Origin of the sequence: Variovorax frigidus (genome assembly GCF_051216515.1) — a bacterium.
Taxonomy (GTDB): domain Bacteria; phylum Pseudomonadota; class Gammaproteobacteria; order Burkholderiales; family Burkholderiaceae_C; genus Variovorax.
In genome coordinates this window covers 183,868-202,555 of sequence record NZ_JBPJZF010000008.1, presented here as the reverse complement: position 1 = coordinate 202,555, position 18,688 = coordinate 183,868, and the positions used below count along the sequence as shown (strand labels likewise).

Here is an 18,688-nt window from a genome sequence, read left to right as displayed (position 1 = left end):
CGCACCGCAGTGCGCAGCACGGAGGTGCTCCTATGACGACGGCAGAACAGCTTCTGGGCGGTCGCATCGACAGGCCTGCGCCTGCGGCTGCGCGGGTGCAGCCCGCGCGCGCGGCGGCCGTGCCCGCATCGCTGCACGACGTCGTCGTCACCGGCCTCTGGCGCACCGGCATCGTGGCGGCCCTCGCCTGGCTGGCCTTCGGCGCGCTCACGCTCTACTGGCCCAACAAGGAAGTGGGCTTCAACGACTGGACCTTCACCACCGAACTCGGCGTGGCCGCGCTGGTCGCGGGCGTCGTGCTGCTGCTCGTGGCACTGCTCGGCGCGCACGCCGGTGCGGCAGGCCGCCGGTTGCGGCCCGCGGGCCAATGGCTGATCGCCGCGCCGCTGCTGCTCGCGCTGTGGGAAGTGCTGACCGCCAAGCTGGGCCTGCTGCCGCCGCCCTTCTTCGCGCCGCCGCAGAGCCTGATCGACGTGGCCTACGAGGACTGGGCCCGGCTCGGCCTCTCGACCGCGCATTCGCTGCGCCTGCTCGCGCACGGCTTCGTGCTGGGCGCGCTGGTCGGCTTCGGCACCGGCGTGTGGATCGGCTGGTCGCGCATCGCGGGCTACTGGGTGCATCCGGTGCTGCGCTTCCTCGGGCCGGTGCCCGCGTCGGCGCTGCTGCCGCTGGCCTTTTTCTTCGCGCCCTCGAGCTACGCCGCGGCGGTGTTCCTGGTCGGGCTCGCCACCTTCTTCCCGGTGGCGGTGCTCACCTGGTCGGGCGTGGCCTCGGTGAACAAGAGCTACTACGACGTGGCGCGGACGCTGGGCGCGTCGGAGTGGTTCCTGGTGCGGCGGGTGGCGATCCCGGCCGCGCTGCCGCAGGTCTTCGTGGGCCTGTTCATGGGCCTGGGCGCTTCGTTTTCGGTGCTGGTCACGGCCGAGATGATGGGCGTCAAGGCCGGCCTGGGCTGGTACCTGCAATGGGCCCAGGGCTGGGCCGCCTACGCCAACATGTACGCGGCGCTGCTGGTGATGGCGGTGCTGTGCTCGGGCCTGATCACGCTGCTGTTCACCGTGCGCGACCGTGCGCTGTCGTGGCAGAAGGGGACCGTCAAATGGTAGGCGCCGCATCGGCAACGCGTGCGCCCGCCAAGGCTGGCGCGCACATCGACATCGAGGGCGTGAGCCACTGGTTCAAGCAGCAGGACGGCGTGCTGCAGGTGCTCGACCACATCGATCTGCGCGTGCAGCCCGGCGAGTTCGTCGCGCTGCTCGGGCCCAGCGGCTGCGGCAAGTCGACGCTGCTGCGCCTCGTGGCCGGGCTCGAGCCCGCGACCGTGGGCCGCATCGCGCAGGACGGTGAAGCGATCACCCGGCCCGACCCGTCGCGCATCGTCGTGTTCCAGGACCCGACGCTCTACCCCTGGCGCAACGTCCGGGACAACGTGGCGCTGGGCCTGCAGGCGCGCGGCCTGTGGAAGACGCAGCGTTCGCGTGTCGACGATGCGCTGGCGCTGGTGGGCCTGACTGACTTCGCGAAGAGTTTTCCGCACCAGCTCTCGGGCGGCATGGCGCAGCGTGTGGCACTGGCGCGCGCGTTGGTCAACGACCCGCAGCTGCTGGTGCTCGACGAGCCGCTGGGCAAGCTCGATTCGCTCACGCGCATCGCGATGCAGAGCGAGCTGGTCAAGCTCTGGCAGCGCGCGGGCTTTTCGGCGCTGCTGGTCACGCACGACGTGGAGGAGGCGCTGTTCCTCGCCAACCGCGTGATCGTGCTGAGCGACCGCCCGGCGCGCATCGCGGCCGAACTGGTGGTCGACCTGCCGTACCCGCGGCACCGCAATCATCCGCGGTTGGTCGAGTTGCGCCATCAGGCGCTGCGGCACCTCGGTTTGGACGCCAGCTGGTGAGGGAGTCGGTCGAGCCGTGGACGCTGTGATCGAGAGCGGCTGGCTCAACGCCCTGATCACGTTGCTGCATTCGGTGCAACTCTCGCTCCTGCGCGTGCTCGGCTGGCTGGGCTTGGCGGACACCAGCCATGGCCAGACCGCATGGCCCTGGGCATGGCGGCTGTCGGGCGAGAACCTGCTGATCGACGGGGGCCAGGCGCGGCGACTGGGCTCGACGGTGGCGGTGCTCGTGCTGTGCGGGCTCGTGCTGTTGCTGGCGATCTTCTGGCGCCGGCGTCGCTGGTACTTGCTGGCCACCGTGCCCCTGCTGCTGCTCGTCGCGCCCTGGCCCGACGCGCACGTGGTCTGGGTGCCGGCCACGCCGAGCAGCTTCCATCGCTCGCCCAGCGGCTTCACGGTGCAATCCATCGCGCAGGGCCGTGCGCTGTATGCGCAGCATTGCCTGGCCTGCCACGGCAGCGACGGGCGAGGGCAGGGGCCGCTCGCGGCGGCGCAGCCGGTGTGGCCGCCCAACCTGAGCGGCCCGCTGCTGTGGCGGCGCGCCGACGGCGACCTGCTGTGGCATGTGCTGAACGGCACGCGCGATCGCCATGGCGCACCGTCGATGCCGGCCTTCGGCGGCGTGCTGCGCGACGACGAGGCCTGGGCCCTGATCGATTTCATGAAGGCGCAGGCCGCGGGCGAGACCTTGCGCGCGACCGGCGCCTGGGCGCTGCCGGTGGCGCTGCCCGATGCTGCGGTGCGCTGCGATGGCGGCCCGGCACGCACGCTCGCGAGCTGGCGCGGCCAGCGCGTGCGCATCGTGGCCGCGGGCGAGCCGCCCCTGGAGGACCCGCGTCTCGTGACGGTCTGGCTGCGCCCCACCGCCTCGGCCGGGCCGAGCGCGGGCTGCGTGCTCGAGGGCGATGCCGCCTGGGCCGCGTTCTCGCAGGTCGCCGGCAGCGCTGCGCTGGCGGGCGCCGAACTGCTCGCCGACCGCGACGGCTGGCTGCGCGCGCTCGGACGACCGGGGCAGGCGGGCTGGTCCGACGACGACCTGCTGTGCCGCACCGAACTCGCGCCGCGCGCCGCCGACGCGTCACCGCCCACCGACGGCCTGGAGGCGCTGATCCGCCGCATGGACGCGCAGCCGGTGCGCTTCGTCAAGGGCGGCTTCGTCCACTGAATTCACTCGTCTCTCAAGGAAAAAACCATGACCTTCGCATCCCGCCGCCAGTTCGTGGCCCAGGCCCTCGGCACCGCCGCGGCGCTGGCCTTGCCCGCCGTCGCCTCGCACGCACAGGCCCGCCCGGTGCTCAAGGCCGGCGACCAGAAGGGCGGGCTGCGTGCGCTGCTCGAGGCCGCGGGCGGACTCGAAGGACTCGGCTACGACATCCAGTGGTCGGAGTTCCCGGCCGCCGCGCCGCTGGCCGAGGCGCTCAATGCGGGCGCGGTCGATTCGGGACCGATCGGCGATGCGCCGCTGATCTTCGCGCTGGCCGCGGGCACGCGCGTGAAGGCCATCGGCGCGAACCGTTCCGACGCCTACGGCACGGCCGTGCTCGTGCGCCCCGACTCGCCACTCAAGACCGCGGCCGACCTCAAGGGCAAGAGCATCGCGACCAACCGCGGCTCGATCGGGCACTACGTGGCGCTCAAGGCCATCGGCTCGGCCGGCCTGAAGCCCGAAGACGTGAACATCCGCTTCCTGGCGCCCGCCGATGCCAAGCTGGCGCTCACGCAGGGCTCGGTCGACGCCTGGGCCACCTGGGAGCCCTACACCGCGCTGGCCGAGGTGAGCAGGCACGCGCGGGTGCTGGTGAGCGGGCGCGGCCTGCTGCCGGGCCTGAGCTACCTCGCCGCCACCGACAGCGCCATCGCCACCAAGCGGCCGGTGCTGCAGGATTTCCTGCAGCGCGTGGTGAAGGCGCAGCACTGGTCGTACAACAACGTCGACGCCTACTCGGCGGCGCTGGCCCGGATCATCGGCATCCCGCCCGAGGCGGCCAAACTGCAGTTCGAGCGCCGCCAGCAGAAGTGGGTGGCGATCGACGCGCAGGTCATCGCCGACCAGCAGGCCACGGCGGACTTCTACCTGCAGGTCGGGCTGATCAAGCAGCGGCTGGATGTGAAGGGGACCTTCGACACCGGGTTCGGGGTCGCGGGCTAGGGCCTGTGAGCGCTATTTCCGGGGATCGCGTTGGTTGAGCCAGGGGCTGGATGCAAGGCGCACGCGCGCAGCAAGGCTGAAGCCTTGCAAGCGTGGGCAACGCCGCAGACGGCCCCTGGCTCAGCCAACCCTTCGGGAAGGCCCGCCATGACGGGCCACTCGGCGTTGCGTTCCTTGCGCGTGCTTCAGCACGCGCGGCGTCACGCGCCTTGATTGGCCCGCCATGGCAGGCCTTCGCGACCCCGGAAATAGCGTTCACAGGCCCTAACCCGGCTTCTGCGCCTGGTCGCACTGCACCTCGAGGTGCTCGATGTCGTCCAGCGTGGCGCCGATGCGTGCCGCGCTGAGGCAGCCGCCCCAGACGCAGCCGGTGTCGGTCGAGAGCAGGCCGGGCCGGTCGATCCAGCCCAGTGTCGACCAGTGGCCGAAGGCGACGGTGGCGTTCGCGGCGCGGCGCTGCGGCACCTCGAACCAGGGCATGAAGCCGGCCGGCGGGGCGTCGGCGCTGTCCTTGGTGTCGAAGTCCATCACGCCGTCGGCGGTACAGAAGCGCAGCCGGGTCAGCCCGTTGACGATGGCGCGCAGCCGCGCCGTGCCGGTCAGCGCGTCGCTCCATTGCGCGGGCTCGTTGCCGTACATGGTGCGCACGAACTCGCCCAGCGTCGGGCCGCGCAGCACCGACTCGACCTCCGAGGCCAGTACCAGCGTCTGCGCCACGCTCCATTGCGGCAGCACGCCGGCATGCACCATCAGCAGGTCGCGCCCGCCCACGGTCTGGTGCAGCGCCATCGCCTGGTGGCGCAGCCAGTCGATCAGCGCGTCGCGGTCGGGCGCGTCGAGCACGCCGTCGAGCGTGTCCTTGCGGCCCGATTTGCGTGCGCCGTGCGCCACGCCCAGCAGGTGCAGGTCGTGGTTGCCCAGCAGGCTGCGGGCCGCGCCGCCCAGCGACTGCACCCGGCGCAGCACCTGGGCCGAGGCCGGGCCGCGGTTGACCAGGTCGCCCAACAGGACCAGCGTGTCGCGGCTGGGAGAGAAGTCGATGCGCTGCAGCAGGCGGCCCAGGGCTTCATCGCAGCCCTGCACGTCGCCGATCAAGTAAAGTGCCATGTCCCCATTCTCTCCTTCGTTCATGGATGTTTTCCTGCTGGCCTTGCTGACCACGCTCAACGCGCTGTTCGCAATGTCCGAAATGGCCCTTTCCACCAGCCGTCGCGCACGGCTCGCCGCATTCGCAGAAACGGGGGATGCCGGCGCTGCCGCAGCGCTCAAGCTGATGCAGGACCCGACCCAGTTCCTGTCGAGCGTGCAGATCGGCATCACGTCCATCGGCATGCTCAGCGGCATCGTCGGCGAAGCCGCGTTCGCGGCCCCGCTGGCGGTCTGGATGGAAAGCGTGGGCATGGGGGCCGGCACGGCGAGCATCGCCTCGACCGCGGCAGTCGTGACCTGCATCACCTTCTTCACCATCATCTTCGGCGAGCTGGTGCCCAAGCGCATCGGCCAGCTCTACCCCGAGCCGGTGGCGCGTTTCGTGTCGCGGCCGATGCGTGCGCTGGCCACCGGCGCCAAGCCCTTCGTGCTGCTGCTGTCGGGCGCCACCGCGATGATCCTGAAGCTGCTGCGCATCGACTCCAACGCCGCCCGCACGGTGACGGAAGAAGAAATCTCCGCCAGCCTGGAGGAGGGCGTGGATGCCGGCGTGATCGAGATGCACGAGCACCAGATGGTGCGCAACGTGTTCCACCTCGACGACCGTCGCCTCAGTTCGCTGATGGTGCCGCGGGCCGACATCGAATGGCTGGACGCCACCGACACCGTGGCCTCCAGCCTGCAGAAGGTGGCGGACGCCGGCGCGCTCAACCTGGTGCATTCCTGGTACCCGGTCTGCCGCAACTCGCTCGACGACGTGGTGGGCGTGATCAGCGTGGCGCACCTGCTGCGGCTCGGCCCGCAGCACGACGGCACCATCGAGGGCGTGGCGCAGCCGGCCTCCTTCGTGCCCGAGACGCTGACCGGCATGGAGCTGCTCGAGCAGTTCCGCATGCGCGCCGGGCGGCTGGTGTTCGTGGTCGACGAGTACGGCGTGGTGCAGGGCCTGATGACGCCACGCGACCTGCTCGAAGCCATCACCGGCGAGCTGCAGTCCAACACCACCACCGACGCCTGGGCCCACAAGCGCGAGGACGGCGCCTGGGAGCTCGACGGCCTGATGCCGGTGTCGGAGCTGCGCGCGCGGCTCGCAATCCGCGAACTGCCCGAGGAAGAGCGCGGCCGCTACAACACCGTGGCCGGCCTGCTGATGGCGGTGTCGGGCCAGTTGCCGATCGTCGGCGAGCGCATCGAGTGCGCGGGCTGGACCTTCGAGGTGAAGGCCCTCGAAGGTCGCCGAATCGACCGCGTGGTGGCCCATGCGAGCACCGAGGCCGACGATGGACGATCCTGAATTCGAGTACCTGAAAGGCCAGGCCCGGCCGGGCTTTCCCGCGCTGTTCGCCGAGTTCGCGCAGAGCAGCGCCGAGGCGGTGCGCCAGGGCCCGTGCACGCTCGACCTGCACTACGGTGTCGGCGAACGCTGCACCTTCGACTTCTTCGACGCCGGGCCGCGCGCCCGGGGCGTGCTGGTGTACCTGCACGCGGGCTACTGGCAGTGGCGCGACAAGGCGGGCTTCCGCTTCGTGGCGCCGTCGCTGGTGCAACGCGGGCTGCACGTGGCGATGGTCAACTACCCGCTGTGCCCGGGCGTCTCGCTGGCCGCGCTGACCGAGACCGTGCGCAGCGCCATGCCGGCGGTGCTCGCCCATGCCGACGCCGCATTGCCCCTGATTGCTGCGGGCCATTCCGCCGGCGGGCACCTGGCGATGGAGATGGGGCTCACCGACTGGGCGGCGCGCGGTCTGCCCACGGTGGAAGTGGCGGGCGTGCTGGCGCTGAGCGGTCTCTACGACCTCGTGCCGCTGGCGCAGACCTCGCTCAACGAGAACCTGCGGCTCGATGCCGACAGCGCGATGGCCGCGTCGCCGCTCTACCGCGCGGTGTCGAACGGCCCGCCGCTGCTGCTGGCCGCCGGGGCCGACGAGACGCCCGCGATGCGCGAGCAGAGCCGGCGCATGCACGAGGTCTGGCTGGCCATGGGCAACCACTCCGCGCTGCACTTCGAGCCCGGCGCCGACCATTTCAGCCTGCTGCAGCGGCTGGTCGAACCGGGCAGTGCGCTGGGGCGGCAGGTCGATCTGCTGCTGGAACATGCCTTGAGCTGAGAGCGTGCGAATGAGCCTGCTGCGCACGCCGATCCCGCATCTGCGGTGCTCACGGCACGGCAGTGCGGCTCCGCTCCAGACCCCAGCCTTGGCAGGCTCGGCGCGCTCGCGACGGCTCCTTCACACGTTCTGAGCCGTTGAGGCGTCCATGCAACGCTTCGGCGTGCGCAGGCACCGCGAAGGTCGATCGATGGGTAGAATGCGAATCCTTCTCATTTAACCATCGGTGACGATTCGCATGACGCCACATTTCGCCCGTCGATCGACGCTTTCCCTTGCACTGGGCCTTCTGTCGCTGCAGGCGGCCGCGCAGGGTGCCAGCGCCACGTTGCCCGAAGTGCGTGTCGACGCCAACGCCGAGCGGGAGACCGCCACCTCGGCGGTGATCGGCTACCGCGCGAAGAACGCCGTCACCGCGACCAAGACCGACACGCCGCTGGCCGAGACGCCGCAGGCGGTCACCGTCGTGACCCGCGACCAGATCGTCGACCAGGGCGCGACCAGCCTGCAGGACGCACTGGGCTACGCGGCGGGCGTGCGTTCCGACGCTTACGGCCTCGATGCGCGGACCGACTCGGTGCGCGTGCGCGGCACCAGCCCCGACGTCTACCTCGACGGCCTGCGCCAGGCCTATGGCTACTACACCAGCACCACCCGAACCGAGCCCTACACGCTGGAGCGGCTCGAGGTGCTGCGTGGGCCCGCGGGCATGCTGTTCGGCTCGGGCACGGCCGCCGGCATCGTCAACATGGTCAGCAAGCGGCCGCAGACCGAGACGCAGCGCGAAGTCGGCGTGCAGTTCGGCAACTGGGGCCGCAAGCAGATCCAGGCCGACCTGACCGGTGCGTTGAGCGCGGACGGCGACTGGTCGTACCGCCTGATCGCCCTGCACCGCAATGCCGACACGCAGGTCGACCACGTGCCCGACGACCGCAGCCTGATCGCGCCTTCGCTGACCTGGCGCCCCAGCGCGGCCACCTCGCTCACGCTGCAGGCGCTGTGGCAGAAGGACAAGAGCGGTTCGAGCTCGCAGTTCCTGCCGTGGGAAGGCACGATCCTGCCCAACCCCAACGGCCGCATCCCCGCGAGCCGCTTCATCGGCGAGCCTGGCGACTACTACAACAGCGAACGCAAGACCTTCGGCTGGCTGTTCGAGCACAAGTTCAACGACACCTGGACGGTGCGCCAGAACTTCCGCATGGCCCAGAACGACAACGACAACCGCTACCACTACGGCGACTTCTTCAGCACCGTCGGCGGCTGGGGCCAGGACCCGATCAACAAGCGCCTGCTGGGCCGCGTGACCGACAGTTCGGCCACGCGCAATCGCATCACCGCGATCGACAACCATGCCGAGGCGCACTTCGCCACCGGCGAGGCTCGGCACACGCTGCTGATCGGCGCCGATTTCTCGCGCCAGACCGAGAACGTCGCGAGCGGCTATACCTTCAGTGCGATCGATGCGTACGCGCCGGTCTATGGCAACTTCACCGAGCCCGTGCGCTCGGACCGGCCGCGCACCACCCAGCGCAACGCGGGCCTCTACGCGCAGGACCAGATCAAGTGGAACCAGTGGATCTTCCTGGCCGGCCTGCGCCATGACCGCGCCGTGTCGGGCTCGGCCGGCAGCGAGGACCAGACGACCAGCGCCACGACCAAGCGCTTCGCCGTGATGTACGCGCTGCCCTCGGGCTTCTCGCCCTACGTCAGCTACGCCGAGTCCTTCACGCCGCAGGCCGCGGCCATGGGCCAGACCTTCAAGCCGCTGCGCGGCGAGCAGTGGGAAGTGGGCGTCAAGTACGAGCCCAAGGAACGTGCGATGGCCTACAGTGCCGCCGTCTACGACCTGCGCGAGAAGAACCAGATCCGCCAGCCGATGCCGGGCGTCTTCACCCAATTGGGCGAGACCCGAAACAAGGGCGTCGAGCTCGAGGCCAAGGGTTCGATCGGCCGCGACCTCGACCTGATCGCGAACTACCACTACATCGATGCCGACGCGCAGCTCGAAGGTCTGCCCAAGAACCAGGCCAGCGTCTGGGCCAAGTACCGCTTCGCGCTGGCCGGCACCACCGGCTTCTCGGTCGGTGCAGGCGTGCGCTACCTGAGCAACTTCCGCGACACTTCGGGCGGCGGCTACGGCCCGAACATTCCGAGCGTGGCGTTGCTCGACGTCGTGCTGGCCTACGAAACCGCCCAGTGGCGCTATGCGCTCAACCTCAACAACGCCACCGACAAGACCTACTTCAGCACCTGTTTGGCGCGCGGCGACTGCTGGTACGGCAAGGGCCGGGAAGTGGTGGCCAGCGCCACCTACCGCTTCTGATCCGCAGCTGAAAAATGACAAAGACCACGATGAACAGCCGAAGAATCAAGACCTGGGCCTGGGTCCACAAGTGGAGCAGCCTGGTCTGCACCGTGTTCATGCTGCTGCTGTGCATCACGGGGCTGCCGCTGATCTTCCACCACGAGATCGGCCACCTGCTGGGCACCGAGATCGAGGCGCCGAAGATGCCGGCGAACACGCCGCGCGTGAGCCTCGACCGCGTGCTCGAGGTCGCCAAATCGAAGCACCCCGATCGCGTGGTGCAGTTCGTCTCGCAACCCGAAGACGACGACGGCCTGTGGTTCGTCACGCTCACGCCCACGCCCGCGCCCACCGACGATTTCAAGTCGGTCGCGGTCGATGCGCGCACCGGCGACGTGCTGGCGCAGCCCAAGTTCGACGAGGGCTTCATGTACGTGATGTTCAAGCTGCACGTCGACCTGTTCGCGGGCCTGCCGGGCAAGCTCTTCCTCGGCTTCATGGGCCTGCTGCTGCTGGTCGCCATCGTCTCGGGGGTGGTGCTCTACGCGCCCTTCATGCGCAAGCTCGAATTCGGCACGGTGCGCCACGACAAGCGTCCGCGCCTCAAGTGGCTGGACCTGCACAACCTGCTGGGCGTCGTCACGCTGGTGTGGGCCTTCGTGGTGGGCGGCACCGGCATGATCAACACCTGGGCCGATCTGGTGATCAAGTACTGGCAGTACGACCAGCTGAGCGCACTGCTCGCGCCCTACAAGGACCAGCCGGTGGTGGCAGTGACCGAGCGGGCTTCGGTGCAGAAGTCGCTCGACGCGGCCTACGCGCAGGCGCCGCAGTCCAAGCTGTCCTTCATCGCGTTCCCGGGCACGGCCTTCTCGAGCCCGCACCACACGACGGTGTTCCTGAAGGGCAACGAGCCCTTCACCTCGAAGCTGCTGCAGCCGGTGCTGGTCGACGCCAAGACCGCGACCGTGACGGCCGCGCCCAAGCTGCCCTGGTATCTGACGGCACTGCTGGTCTCGCAGCCGCTGCACTTCGGCGACTACGGCGGCATGCCGATGCAGATCCTCTGGGCACTGCTCGACATCGCGACCATCATCGTGTTGGGCAGTGGCCTCTACCTGTGGCTCAAGCGCGGCAACAGCGTGCCGCTGCCGAAGGGCAAGGCGCCCGCGGCAGCGCAGCCCCAGCCCGCGCTGGCCCTGAAGGAGGGCCGCCCATGAAGCCCAGGCACGCGTTTCGGAAACTCTGGGGCTGGCCGATCGCGCTGGGCCTGCTGACCACCGTGGGCCTGATCTCCGCGCTGTTCAGCGACGGCGGCGCGGGCGACATGCTGGCCTGGCTCACGCTGGGCATCCCGGTCGGCGTGTGCGTCTGGTTCGGATGGGTGCGCAAGCCGCGTTAAGCCCTTTGCACGCCGGGCCTGCGCTGTCGTCAGGGGCGCAACACGATCGCGCCGGTGCTTGCGCGGCTCTCCGCGGCCCGGTGGGCGTCCGCCACCTGGTCGAGGCGGAAGGTCGCGCCGATCGTGGCACGCACGGCGCCGCTCTGCATGGCGGCGAACACATCCGCTGCGTTGGCGCGGAAGGTCGCCACGTCGGCGTTGTGTGGAAACACGGACGGTCGGGTGAGGAACAGGCAGCCCTTCTTGTTCAGCAGTTCGGGGTCGATGGCGGGCGCCGGTCCGGAGGCTGCGCCGAAGAGCACGACCATGCCGAAGGGCGCCGCGCAATCCAGCGAAGCCATGAAGGTGTGCTGGGCCACCGAGTCATAGACCACGCGGGCCTTGCGTCCGTCCATGGCCGCGAGGACCTGGGCCACCCAGTCGGGCTGTGAATAGTCGATCGCGGCGTCGCAGCCGGCGGCCAGCGCCGCCGCACACTTGGCCTGCGAACCGGCGGTGCCGATCACGGTGGCCCCCAGCGCCTTGGCCCAGCCGCTGAGGATCTGCCCGACCCCGCCCGCCGCGGCGTGGACCAGCACCATGTCGCCCGGCTGCACGGCATAGGTCTTCTTGACCAGGTACTGCGCCGTCATGGCCTTGAAGAACACGGCCGCGGCGTCTTCGTCGCTGATGCCGTCCGGAATCTTCACCAGCTTGCTGGCCGCCACATTGCGCCGGTCCGCGTAGGCGCCGACACCGGCATTCATGTAGACGACGTGGTCTCCCACCGCCAGATCGGCAACGCCCGCGCCCAGCACCTCCACCACGCCGGCAGCTTCGTGGCCCAGGCCGGTCGGCGTCGGCAGCGGGTACTTGCCGGCGCGCTGGTAGATGTCGATGTAGTTGAAGCCGATCGCGGTCTGGCGCAACTGGACTTCGCCCGCGGCCGGCGGCGGCAGGTCGACCCGTTCGAGGCGCATGACCTCCGGTCCGCCGAAGGCCGTGAGTCGGATGGCGTGTGCAACGTTCGTCATGGAAGATTTGCTCCTGTGGGAATGGCCGCAGCCTCAGCGAAGTCCGGCCTGGATGCGCCTCAGCGTCGAGAGCCACGCGAGATAGTCCGCATCGTCTTCGCCCAGCTCCGCCCAGGTGTCGTGTCCGTCCGCCTCGGGGTCGTCGAGGATGGCCTGGATGGCATCGACGGCGGCTTGCCTGAGCGCGGCCGGGGGTGCCGCCTTTCCGACGCACCAGGCGGCGACGTCCGGATGAAGGTCGATGCCGTCGTGGCCGCCGAGCACGGCCAGCACCGCCCCGGCCGCGACGACGCTTTCCGTCGAACCCGTGTTCAACGTCTCCTGGATGAACGACAGCGGGTTCGGCGCTTCGCGCAGTTCGCCAAACCAGTCCAGTGCATCGTCATTGCCAAAACTCTCGGTAGACCACGTGCCCATCTTCAGACTCCCATGTCGATGTGTGGATGCCAATGCCGCATTCTCGTCGCGATCCGCTGGCACCCGCGCTGCTGCGCTTCAATCACCACGGTGAGCGGACCGGGGCGCGGTCGGCCCCGGCATCGGCTATCGTGCTGACCCCGGGCCGCTCGCCCGCACTCTGGTCCTTTCCGCCATGCCTCATCCTGTCCCCATGACTCTCGGACGAAGATTCCTGCTCTTCGGCGCCGCACTGGCAGCGCTGGTCGCATCGGGCTGCGGGAGGATCGTTCGAGCCGAACCTTCGGCGCTCGCGACGGAACCGGCACGCGGCGATGCGCCGGAGTGGCTCACGGTCGACTGCTCGCTGGAACCCGGGGACGTGGTCCCGAGCCGCGCGGGCAATGCGGGCGGCTCGATGTCCGGCACCCTGACGCTGAACACGGGCGACTTCAGATGGCGCCTGAACTACGCGCGGCTGAGCGGGCCGGCGACGCTCGCCGGCTTTTACGGCCCTGCCGCCCCGGGCAGCAACGGCCCGCTGGCGATCCAGTTGCCGCCGCACAGCCAGGCCGTGCAGCACAACCCGGGCCCCGACGCCGGCTACGAGCTGACTGGCCACAGCAGGTTGACGCCGACACAGGTGGCCGAGGTCAGGGCCGGCCTCTGGTACGTCAGCGTGTCGACCCGCGCCTGGCCGGCGGGTGAAGTCCGCGGGCAGATGAAGCGCAGTACCTTCGGCGCGCACGGTGTCTGAGCGATGCGCTTCGAGACATCGCTCGGCTGCAGCCGAAATTCGAAGCTCACCCGCCCTTCGCTTTTCCCCAACCCCACTTGAGTTCATCCCGTGCCCGAACAGTTCCTCATTCGCCCCGCCGTCGAAGGCGACTTCGATGCATGGCTTCCCCTGTGGGACGGCTACAACGCGTTCTACGGCCGCAGCGGTGCGACAGCGCTACCGAGCGACATCACACGAACGACATGGTCGCGCTTCCACGATGCCGACGAACCGATGCACGCGCTGGTGGCCGAAGGCGAGGCGGGCCTGCTCGGCCTCGCCCACTTTCTTTTCCATCGAAGCACGACGCAGATGGGGCCGAGTTGCTATCTGCAGGATCTGTTCACGGTCGAAGCCGCCAGGGGAAAAGGCGTCGCGCGCGCCCTCATCGAGGAAGTCTATCGGCGGGCGAAGGCCGGCGGTTCCCCGAGGGTGTACTGGCAGACCCACGAGACCAACACAACGGCGATGAGGCTCTACGACCAGGTGGCAGAGAAATCGGGCTTTGTTGTGTATCGCAAGATGCTTTGACCCGACATCGGCGCGACGCATGTCGATCCGGTTGCGCACTTGATGAGCGCGCACGCCGATGGGCGCGTCGGCATGCATGCACTGTCGGTCCGCTTCGTCGAACGCTCTCATGGCCGCGGCGACGCAGGTGCGCCGTGGTCGGGCGCAGACGCCGCCGAACGCATCGGTGAAGACCGCTTGCGTCCGGCCACGGCCTCTGGCGATCCCCGAAACGTGACGGGGTCGCGGGTCGCTGTCAGTTCTGGTCGCTCGTCTCGGTGCGGTCCGGCGACAGGCACAGCGGGCCGGTGCAGGCCGATGCCCGGAAGAACAACGGCGAGTCGGGCTGGCCGAAGTAGCGCAGACCGTTGGCCGTCTGTGCGTTGGCCTGGATGGCGTTGGCCTCCTGCAGGCCGAACACCGGATCCGGGTTGTCGAGGAACTCGTAGGCGAAGCTGCTCGACTGCGTCGTGTCCTTCACGTAGAAGAAGAAGTTCTTGCTGTCTTCCATGAACTGGTTCTTCAGCATCCGGAAGCCCTGCGTCCCCTGGTCGCGTATCTGCGCCTTGAGGTCGTCGGGCGTGCCGCCGACCACGCTCAGCGGGCTGATCACCGCCTTCACTTCGTAGCGTGCCGCGCTGCTCAGGTCCTTCAGGAAGAACTGGTAGTTGCCCTGGTTGTACAGGCCCGGCGTGGCCCACGGCCGGTAGCCGCTCGCACCCTGCGCGTTGGCCCGGTTCACGTACTCGGCGGAGGTGGTGGCATAGGGTTCGGCCGACAGGTCGTAGGTGGCCGATGTGCCGAGGTCCTTGCGGTAGAGCACGGCGAACTCGGGCTCGTTGTTGCTGTTGAGGTCGATGGGCGCCAGGATCTTGAGCAGCACCATGCCGCGCGAGCCCTGGTCCTTCGCCTGCGCCAGCAGCGCCTGCAGCGCGTTGGTCTGCAGGATGTTGTAGGTCAGCCGCTTGTATTCGTAGCTGTAGGTGGTGTCGCTGTCCTTGACCATCATGAAGCGGTCGTGCAACGACAGGGTGCCGCCTCCGGTCTCGCCCTCGAGGTAGCGGTAGCCGGCCGCGCCTTCGCGGTTGAGCAACGCGATGTAGTCGTCGAATCGCTTCTCGGCCGAGTCGGTGTCGGAGTCGCGCTCCTGCTGGAAGGTCAGGAACTTGTAGTTCGCGTTGATCGGCGTGGGTTCCGGGTTGGGTTCGGGGTTCGGCACGGGATCGGTGCCAGGGCCCGGGCCTGTGCCACCGCCGGGATTGGGCGTCGGCACCACGTCGATCGGCGCGCCATCGCCGCCGCCTCCGCCGCCTCCGCACGCCACCAATGCAGCGGCCGCCAGCGTGGCCAGAAACAACTTCGTCTTCATGATCTTCTACCTCCGGTGTTGTCATGCTCGCCGTCACGGAACGGTCCGTGGGGCGATGACTGCGAAGATAGGTGTGCACGCGTCGTGGCACCAGTGCCCAAAGTCACTGTTCTCGGCGAGGGGCCTCGACGTTGCGGTGCCCCGACCGCGCCCCGGGTGCACGCTGGAACGTCGCCGCCATCACGTCCACGCATTCGTCATGCGACTGCGGAAACTGCGCCAGCGAAGCCAGCGGTCGCGGTGTGGCCGCGAGCAACGCCTGCGTATAGGCATGGCGCGGGTCGTCGAACACCGTGTCGCGCGCACCCTGCTCCACGATGCGGCCGCGCTCCATCACGATCACGCGGTCCGCGATCTGCTCGACGGCCGCCAGGTCGTGGCTGATGAACAGGCAGGCAAAGCCGTGGTGCGCCTGCAGGCTCTGGAACAGGCGCAGCACTTGCGCCTGAATGGTCATGTCGAGCGCGGACACCGGCTCGTCGGCGACCACGAAGGCAGGGCGCCGCACCAGCGCGCGTGCAATGGCCACGCGCTGGCGCTGGCCACCCGACAGCTCGTGCGGGTAGCGGGCGCCCAGCCCGTCCAGGCCCACTTCGTCCAGCGTTTCCTTCACACGGCGCAGGCGCGCGGCCGCATCGAGCTCGGGCAGGTGGCGCAGCGGCTCGGCCACGATGTCGTGGACACGCATGCGCGGGTCGAGCGAGGAGAACGGGTCCTGGAACACCAGCTGGCAGGCCAGCCGGAAGCGGTGCAGCGCCGCGCGGTCGGCGGTGCGCACGTCTTCGCCGCGAAACAGGATCTGCCCGCCGTGCGACGGCGCGAGCCGCAGGATGGCCCGGCCCAGCGTGGTCTTGCCCGAGCCGCTGCCGCCCACCAGTGCGACCATTTCGCCGGGGTGGATGTCGAGGTCGAGCGTGTCGATCACGCGTTGCGTCGGATGACGCTTGAAGAGGCCGGCGCGCGCACCGGGGTAGCTCACGCACAGGCCGCGCACCTGCACCAGCGGCGGCTGCGATGCAGCGGGGTTCGCTTTCGTGGCCTGGCGGCGCGGCAACGCATCGACCAGCTTGCGGGTGTAGGGCTGCTTGGGCGCCAAGAGAATTTCGGGCACGTCGCCGGTTTCGACCAGGCGGCCTTTCTCCAGCACGATGGCGCGCTGCGCATAGCGCCCGACCAGGCCCAGGTTGTGGGTGATCAGCAGCACGGCGGTGCCCTGGTCCTTGGCGAGGCCGACCATCAGGTCGAGCACCTCGCGTTGGCTCAGGGTGTCGAGTGCGGTGGTCGGCTCGTCGGCGATCAGCAGACGCGGCTTGAGCAGCATCACGCTGGCCAGCATGATGCGCTGGCGCATGCCGCCCGAAAACTCGTGCGGGTAGGCGTCCATGCAGCGCTCGGGCTCGGCAATCTGCACGCGGCGCAGCATGTCGAGGCAGTGCGTGCGGATCTCGGGCGTCGACAGTTTGGTGTGCATGCGCAGGCCTTCGGCCATCTGCTCGCCGACGCGGTGCACCGGGTTGAGCGACACCATCGGCTCCTGGAACACCATGCCGATGCCCGGCCCGCGGATCGGGCGCATGGCCTTCACGTCGCGCGTGCTCAGGTCTTCGCCGTCGAACACGATCTGCCCGCCGGCCTGCGCGATGCCCGGAGGCAGCAACTGCAGGATGGCGCGTGCGGCCATGGTCTTGCCGCTGCCCGATTCGCCCACCACCGCGAGAAATTCGCCGGGGTGCACGTCGAACGACAGGTCGTGCACCAGCGTCTGGGCGCCGCCGTGCAGGTCGATCTTCAGCTGCCGCACCGACAGCACGGGCTGCGAGGTTTGAGTGCTGGGAGAGGTGGTGTTGCTCATGACTTTTCCGTCCGCGGATCGAGCCGGTCGCGCAGCGATTCGCCCAGCAGGTTGATGCCCAGCAGCGTGAGCGCAATGCACAGGCCCGGCACCACGCACAGCCATACGGCCGAGGCCATGTAGGGGCGCGCGCTCGACAGCATGTTGCCCCAGGTGGGCGCGGGCGGCGGTACGCCCAGGCCCAGGAAGCTCAACGCGCTTTCGGACAGCAGCACCCAGCCGAACATGCTGGTGGCCAGCACGGCGACGGGCGCCACGCAGTTGGGCAGGATGTGGCGCCACATGGTGTAGATCTCGCCGTTGCCGATCATGCGCGAGGCCTCGACGTATTCGCGCTCGCGCAGCGACAGCACGGTGCCGCGCACCACGCGCACCACCGAGGGCGCATAGGCCATGCTCAGTGCCAGCACGATGCCCCACTGGTTGGCGCCGACGATCACCATCACGCCTAGCGCCAGCAACAGGCCTGGAAAGGCCAGCAGTGTGTCGTTGAAGGCCATCAGCACGCGGTCGGTCCAGCCGCGCACGAAGCCCGCGACCACGCCGACCACCAGGCCGATGGCGGTGGCCAGCGCCACGGTAAGCAGCGCGATCAGGCAGCTGGTGGACGCCGCGCGCATGGCGCGACTGGCGACGTCGCGGCCGAACTCGTCGGTGCCGAGCCAGTGCGCCATCGACGGCGCCTGCAGCTTGTTGCGCAGGTCGATGCCCAGCGGGTTGTAGGGTGTCCACAGCGCGGCCACCACCGCCAGGACCAGCAGCACGCCGATGAGCACGCCGCCGATGAGGGTATGGGTCTTGAGCTTCTTCATCACTGCACCGACACCCGTGGATCGAAGAAGGGGTAGCACATGTCCACGATCAGGTTGATGACGACGTAGATGCAGGCCGTGAACAGCAGGCAGCCCTGCAGCACCGGGTAGTCGCGCGCGAAGATCGCATCGATCATCAGGCGGCCGAGGCCGGGCAGGGTGAACACAGTTTCGAGCACCGCGATGCCGCTCAGCAGGTGGCCCAGGATGAGCCCGATCATGGTGAGCGTGGGGTTGAAGGCGTTGGGCAGCACGTGGCGGCGCAGCACCTGCGATTCGGGCACGCCCTTGGCGCGCGCATGCGTCACGTACTCCAGCCGCAGGATCTCGATGGTGCTGGCGCGCGACATGCGCGTGAGCACACCGGTCTCGACCAGCACCAGCGTGACGATCGGCAAGACCACGTACAGCACGCCCTGCGAGAAGTTCTCCGACATCGGCACGTAGCCCACCACCGGCAGCCAGCCAAGGAACTGGCCGAAGAACATCAGCAGCAGCAGGCCGAGCCAGAAGCTCGGCACCGAGAGCATCAGCGTGGCCGCGCCGATGATGGCCAGGTCGGTCGGGCGGTCCTTGCGCCAGGCGGCGACGAGGCCGGCCGGCACCGCGATCAGCGAGGCCAGTGCCACGGCGGTGAGCACGATGAAGGCGCTCACGTGAAAGCGCTCCCAGATCAGCGGCAGCACCGGCAGTGCGTTGGTGGTCGACACGCCGAGGTCGCCGGCCAGCGCATGGCGAAGCCACACGAAGTACTGGGTGACCAGCGGCTGGTCGAGCCCCATCTGGTGGCGCATGAGTTCGAGCTGCGTGGGGTCGGCGCCTTCGCCGAGCATGAGCTGGACCGGGTCGCCCGGAATCAGCCGCATGAGCGTGAAGACGGCAATCGACACCAGCAGCAGCGTCGGGACCGTCATCGCGATCCGGCGCAGGAGGTAGGCGAGCATGGAAGCG

General features: G+C 69.2%; 18 protein-coding genes. 11 read left to right on the top strand and 7 right to left on the bottom strand.

Going from position 1 to position 18,688, the window contains the following annotated elements; translation table 11 throughout:
- Window positions 1–32: 32 nt before the first annotated feature.
- From ACSFBC_RS24170 to ACSFBC_RS24155, 4 genes are read left to right on the top strand one after another with little or no spacing between them, the layout of a single operon-like run.
- Entirely contained in the window at window positions 33–1,106 is a 1,074-nt protein-coding gene (locus ACSFBC_RS24170) for an ABC transporter permease (protein ID WP_435512872.1), read from the top strand.
- Window positions 1,100–1,894: an ABC transporter ATP-binding protein gene (locus ACSFBC_RS24165; RefSeq protein ID WP_435512871.1), complete on the top strand. Its 795-nt coding sequence runs from the start codon at window positions 1,100–1,102 to the stop codon at window positions 1,892–1,894. The genes ACSFBC_RS24170 and ACSFBC_RS24165 overlap by 7 nt, the downstream gene beginning before the upstream one ends.
- Window positions 1,895–1,910: 16 nt before the next feature.
- Window positions 1,911–3,059: a c-type cytochrome gene (locus ACSFBC_RS24160; RefSeq protein WP_435512870.1), complete on the top strand. Its 1,149-nt coding sequence runs from the start codon at window positions 1,911–1,913 to the stop codon at window positions 3,057–3,059.
- A 27-nt stretch (window positions 3,060–3,086) separates the two neighbouring features.
- Entirely contained in the window at window positions 3,087–4,043 is a 957-nt protein-coding gene (locus ACSFBC_RS24155; protein ID WP_435512869.1) for an ABC transporter substrate-binding protein, read from the top strand.
- Between the two features lie 264 nt (window positions 4,044–4,307).
- Here the strand turns inward: ACSFBC_RS24155 and ACSFBC_RS24150 are convergent, their stop codons facing one another.
- The gene (locus tag ACSFBC_RS24150) at window positions 4,308–5,150 is read right to left on the bottom strand and encodes a symmetrical bis(5'-nucleosyl)-tetraphosphatase (protein WP_435512868.1); all 843 of its coding nucleotides are present in this window, start codon (window positions 5,148–5,150) and stop codon (window positions 4,308–4,310) included.
- Between the two features lie 22 nt (window positions 5,151–5,172).
- On the opposite strand from ACSFBC_RS24150, the gene ACSFBC_RS24145 reads away from it, so the two are divergent.
- The 5 genes from ACSFBC_RS24145 to ACSFBC_RS24125 all read left to right on the top strand — a co-directional run bounded on the left by ACSFBC_RS24145 (window position 5,173) and on the right by ACSFBC_RS24125 (window position 11,007).
- Window positions 5,173–6,486 (top strand): hemolysin family protein, encoded by a 1,314-nt coding sequence (locus tag ACSFBC_RS24145; protein WP_435512966.1) that lies wholly within the window; start codon window positions 5,173–5,175, stop codon window positions 6,484–6,486.
- A complete protein-coding gene (locus ACSFBC_RS24140) occupies window positions 6,473–7,300 on the top strand; it encodes an alpha/beta hydrolase (RefSeq protein WP_435512867.1) in 828 nt (275 codons plus the stop codon). The genes ACSFBC_RS24145 and ACSFBC_RS24140 overlap by 14 nt, the downstream gene beginning before the upstream one ends.
- A gap of 238 nt (window positions 7,301–7,538) precedes the next feature.
- A complete protein-coding gene (locus ACSFBC_RS24135) occupies window positions 7,539–9,623 on the top strand; it encodes a TonB-dependent siderophore receptor (RefSeq protein WP_435512866.1) in 2,085 nt (694 codons plus the stop codon).
- Between the two features lie 29 nt (window positions 9,624–9,652).
- Window positions 9,653–10,825: a PepSY-associated TM helix domain-containing protein gene (locus ACSFBC_RS24130; RefSeq protein WP_435512865.1), complete on the top strand. Its 1,173-nt coding sequence runs from the start codon at window positions 9,653–9,655 to the stop codon at window positions 10,823–10,825.
- Entirely contained in the window at window positions 10,822–11,007 is a 186-nt protein-coding gene (locus ACSFBC_RS24125) for a hypothetical protein (protein ID WP_435512864.1), read from the top strand. The genes ACSFBC_RS24130 and ACSFBC_RS24125 overlap by 4 nt, the downstream gene beginning before the upstream one ends.
- A 29-nt stretch (window positions 11,008–11,036) precedes the next feature.
- On the opposite strand, the gene ACSFBC_RS24120 is transcribed toward ACSFBC_RS24125, so the two are convergent.
- On the bottom strand, window positions 11,037–12,020 hold the full coding sequence (locus ACSFBC_RS24120) for a quinone oxidoreductase family protein (RefSeq protein ID WP_435512863.1): 984 nt from the start codon (window positions 12,018–12,020) through the stop codon (window positions 11,037–11,039).
- 33 nt (window positions 12,021–12,053) lie between these two features.
- Window positions 12,054–12,437 (bottom strand): DUF4259 domain-containing protein, encoded by a 384-nt coding sequence (locus ACSFBC_RS24115; RefSeq protein ID WP_435512862.1) that lies wholly within the window; start codon window positions 12,435–12,437, stop codon window positions 12,054–12,056.
- Between the two features lie 193 nt (window positions 12,438–12,630).
- Between ACSFBC_RS24115 and ACSFBC_RS24110 the strand changes: the two genes are divergently transcribed.
- Window positions 12,631–13,173 (top strand): CHRD domain-containing protein, encoded by a 543-nt coding sequence (locus ACSFBC_RS24110; protein WP_435512861.1) that lies wholly within the window; start codon window positions 12,631–12,633, stop codon window positions 13,171–13,173.
- 90 nt (window positions 13,174–13,263) lie between these two features.
- Window positions 13,264–13,725 carry a GNAT family N-acetyltransferase gene (locus tag ACSFBC_RS24105; protein ID WP_435512860.1) on the top strand — a complete coding sequence of 154 codons (462 nt, stop codon included), beginning with the start codon at window positions 13,264–13,266 and terminating at the stop codon, window positions 13,723–13,725.
- 235 nt (window positions 13,726–13,960) lie between these two features.
- On the opposite strand, the gene ACSFBC_RS24100 is transcribed toward ACSFBC_RS24105, so the two are convergent.
- From ACSFBC_RS24100 to ACSFBC_RS24085, 4 genes are all read right to left on the bottom strand, one after another.
- Complete coding sequence (locus tag ACSFBC_RS24100; RefSeq protein WP_435512859.1) at window positions 13,961–15,073, bottom strand: hypothetical protein; 1,113 nt, start codon at window positions 15,071–15,073, stop codon at window positions 13,961–13,963.
- Between the two features lie 103 nt (window positions 15,074–15,176).
- Window positions 15,177–16,925 (bottom strand): ABC transporter ATP-binding protein, encoded by a 1,749-nt coding sequence (locus ACSFBC_RS24095; protein WP_435512858.1) that lies wholly within the window; start codon window positions 16,923–16,925, stop codon window positions 15,177–15,179.
- Window positions 16,922–17,740, bottom strand: a complete 819-nt coding sequence (locus ACSFBC_RS24090) for an ABC transporter permease (protein WP_435512857.1) — start codon at window positions 17,738–17,740, stop codon at window positions 16,922–16,924. The genes ACSFBC_RS24095 and ACSFBC_RS24090 overlap by 4 nt, the downstream gene beginning before the upstream one ends.
- On the bottom strand, window positions 17,737–18,681 hold the full coding sequence (locus ACSFBC_RS24085; RefSeq protein WP_435512856.1) for an ABC transporter permease: 945 nt from the start codon (window positions 18,679–18,681) through the stop codon (window positions 17,737–17,739). Before ACSFBC_RS24085 ends, ACSFBC_RS24090 begins: the two co-directional genes overlap by 4 nt.
- Window positions 18,682–18,688 lie beyond the last annotated feature (7 nt).

Bases quoted from the DNA above. Each gene is read 5' to 3' on its own strand.
- ACSFBC_RS24085 (WP_435512856.1), bottom strand. From the start codon at position 18,681: ATGCTCGCCTACCTCCTGCGCCGGATCGCGATGACGGTCCCGACGCTG.
- ACSFBC_RS24135 (WP_435512866.1), top strand. From the start codon at position 7,539: ATGACGCCACATTTCGCCCGTCGATCGACGCTTTCCCTTGCACTGGGC.
- ACSFBC_RS24125 (WP_435512864.1), top strand. From the start codon at position 10,822: ATGAAGCCCAGGCACGCGTTTCGGAAACTCTGGGGCTGGCCGATCGCG.
- ACSFBC_RS24165 (WP_435512871.1), top strand. From the start codon at position 1,100: ATGGTAGGCGCCGCATCGGCAACGCGTGCGCCCGCCAAGGCTGGCGCG.
- ACSFBC_RS24100 (WP_435512859.1), bottom strand. From the start codon at position 15,073: ATGAAGACGAAGTTGTTTCTGGCCACGCTGGCGGCCGCTGCATTGGTG.
- ACSFBC_RS24150 (WP_435512868.1), bottom strand. From the start codon at position 5,150: ATGGCACTTTACTTGATCGGCGACGTGCAGGGCTGCGATGAAGCCCTG.
- ACSFBC_RS24095 (WP_435512858.1), bottom strand. From the start codon at position 16,925: ATGAGCAACACCACCTCTCCCAGCACTCAAACCTCGCAGCCCGTGCTG.
- ACSFBC_RS24145 (WP_435512966.1), top strand. From the start codon at position 5,173: ATGGATGTTTTCCTGCTGGCCTTGCTGACCACGCTCAACGCGCTGTTC.
- ACSFBC_RS24140 (WP_435512867.1), top strand. From the start codon at position 6,473: ATGGACGATCCTGAATTCGAGTACCTGAAAGGCCAGGCCCGGCCGGGC.
- ACSFBC_RS24120 (WP_435512863.1), bottom strand. From the start codon at position 12,020: ATGACGAACGTTGCACACGCCATCCGACTCACGGCCTTCGGCGGACCG.
- ACSFBC_RS24130 (WP_435512865.1), top strand. From the start codon at position 9,653: ATGAACAGCCGAAGAATCAAGACCTGGGCCTGGGTCCACAAGTGGAGC.
- ACSFBC_RS24115 (WP_435512862.1), bottom strand. From the start codon at position 12,437: ATGGGCACGTGGTCTACCGAGAGTTTTGGCAATGACGATGCACTGGAC.
- ACSFBC_RS24170 (WP_435512872.1), top strand. From the start codon at position 33: ATGACGACGGCAGAACAGCTTCTGGGCGGTCGCATCGACAGGCCTGCG.
- ACSFBC_RS24110 (WP_435512861.1), top strand. From the start codon at position 12,631: ATGACTCTCGGACGAAGATTCCTGCTCTTCGGCGCCGCACTGGCAGCG.
- ACSFBC_RS24155 (WP_435512869.1), top strand. From the start codon at position 3,087: ATGACCTTCGCATCCCGCCGCCAGTTCGTGGCCCAGGCCCTCGGCACC.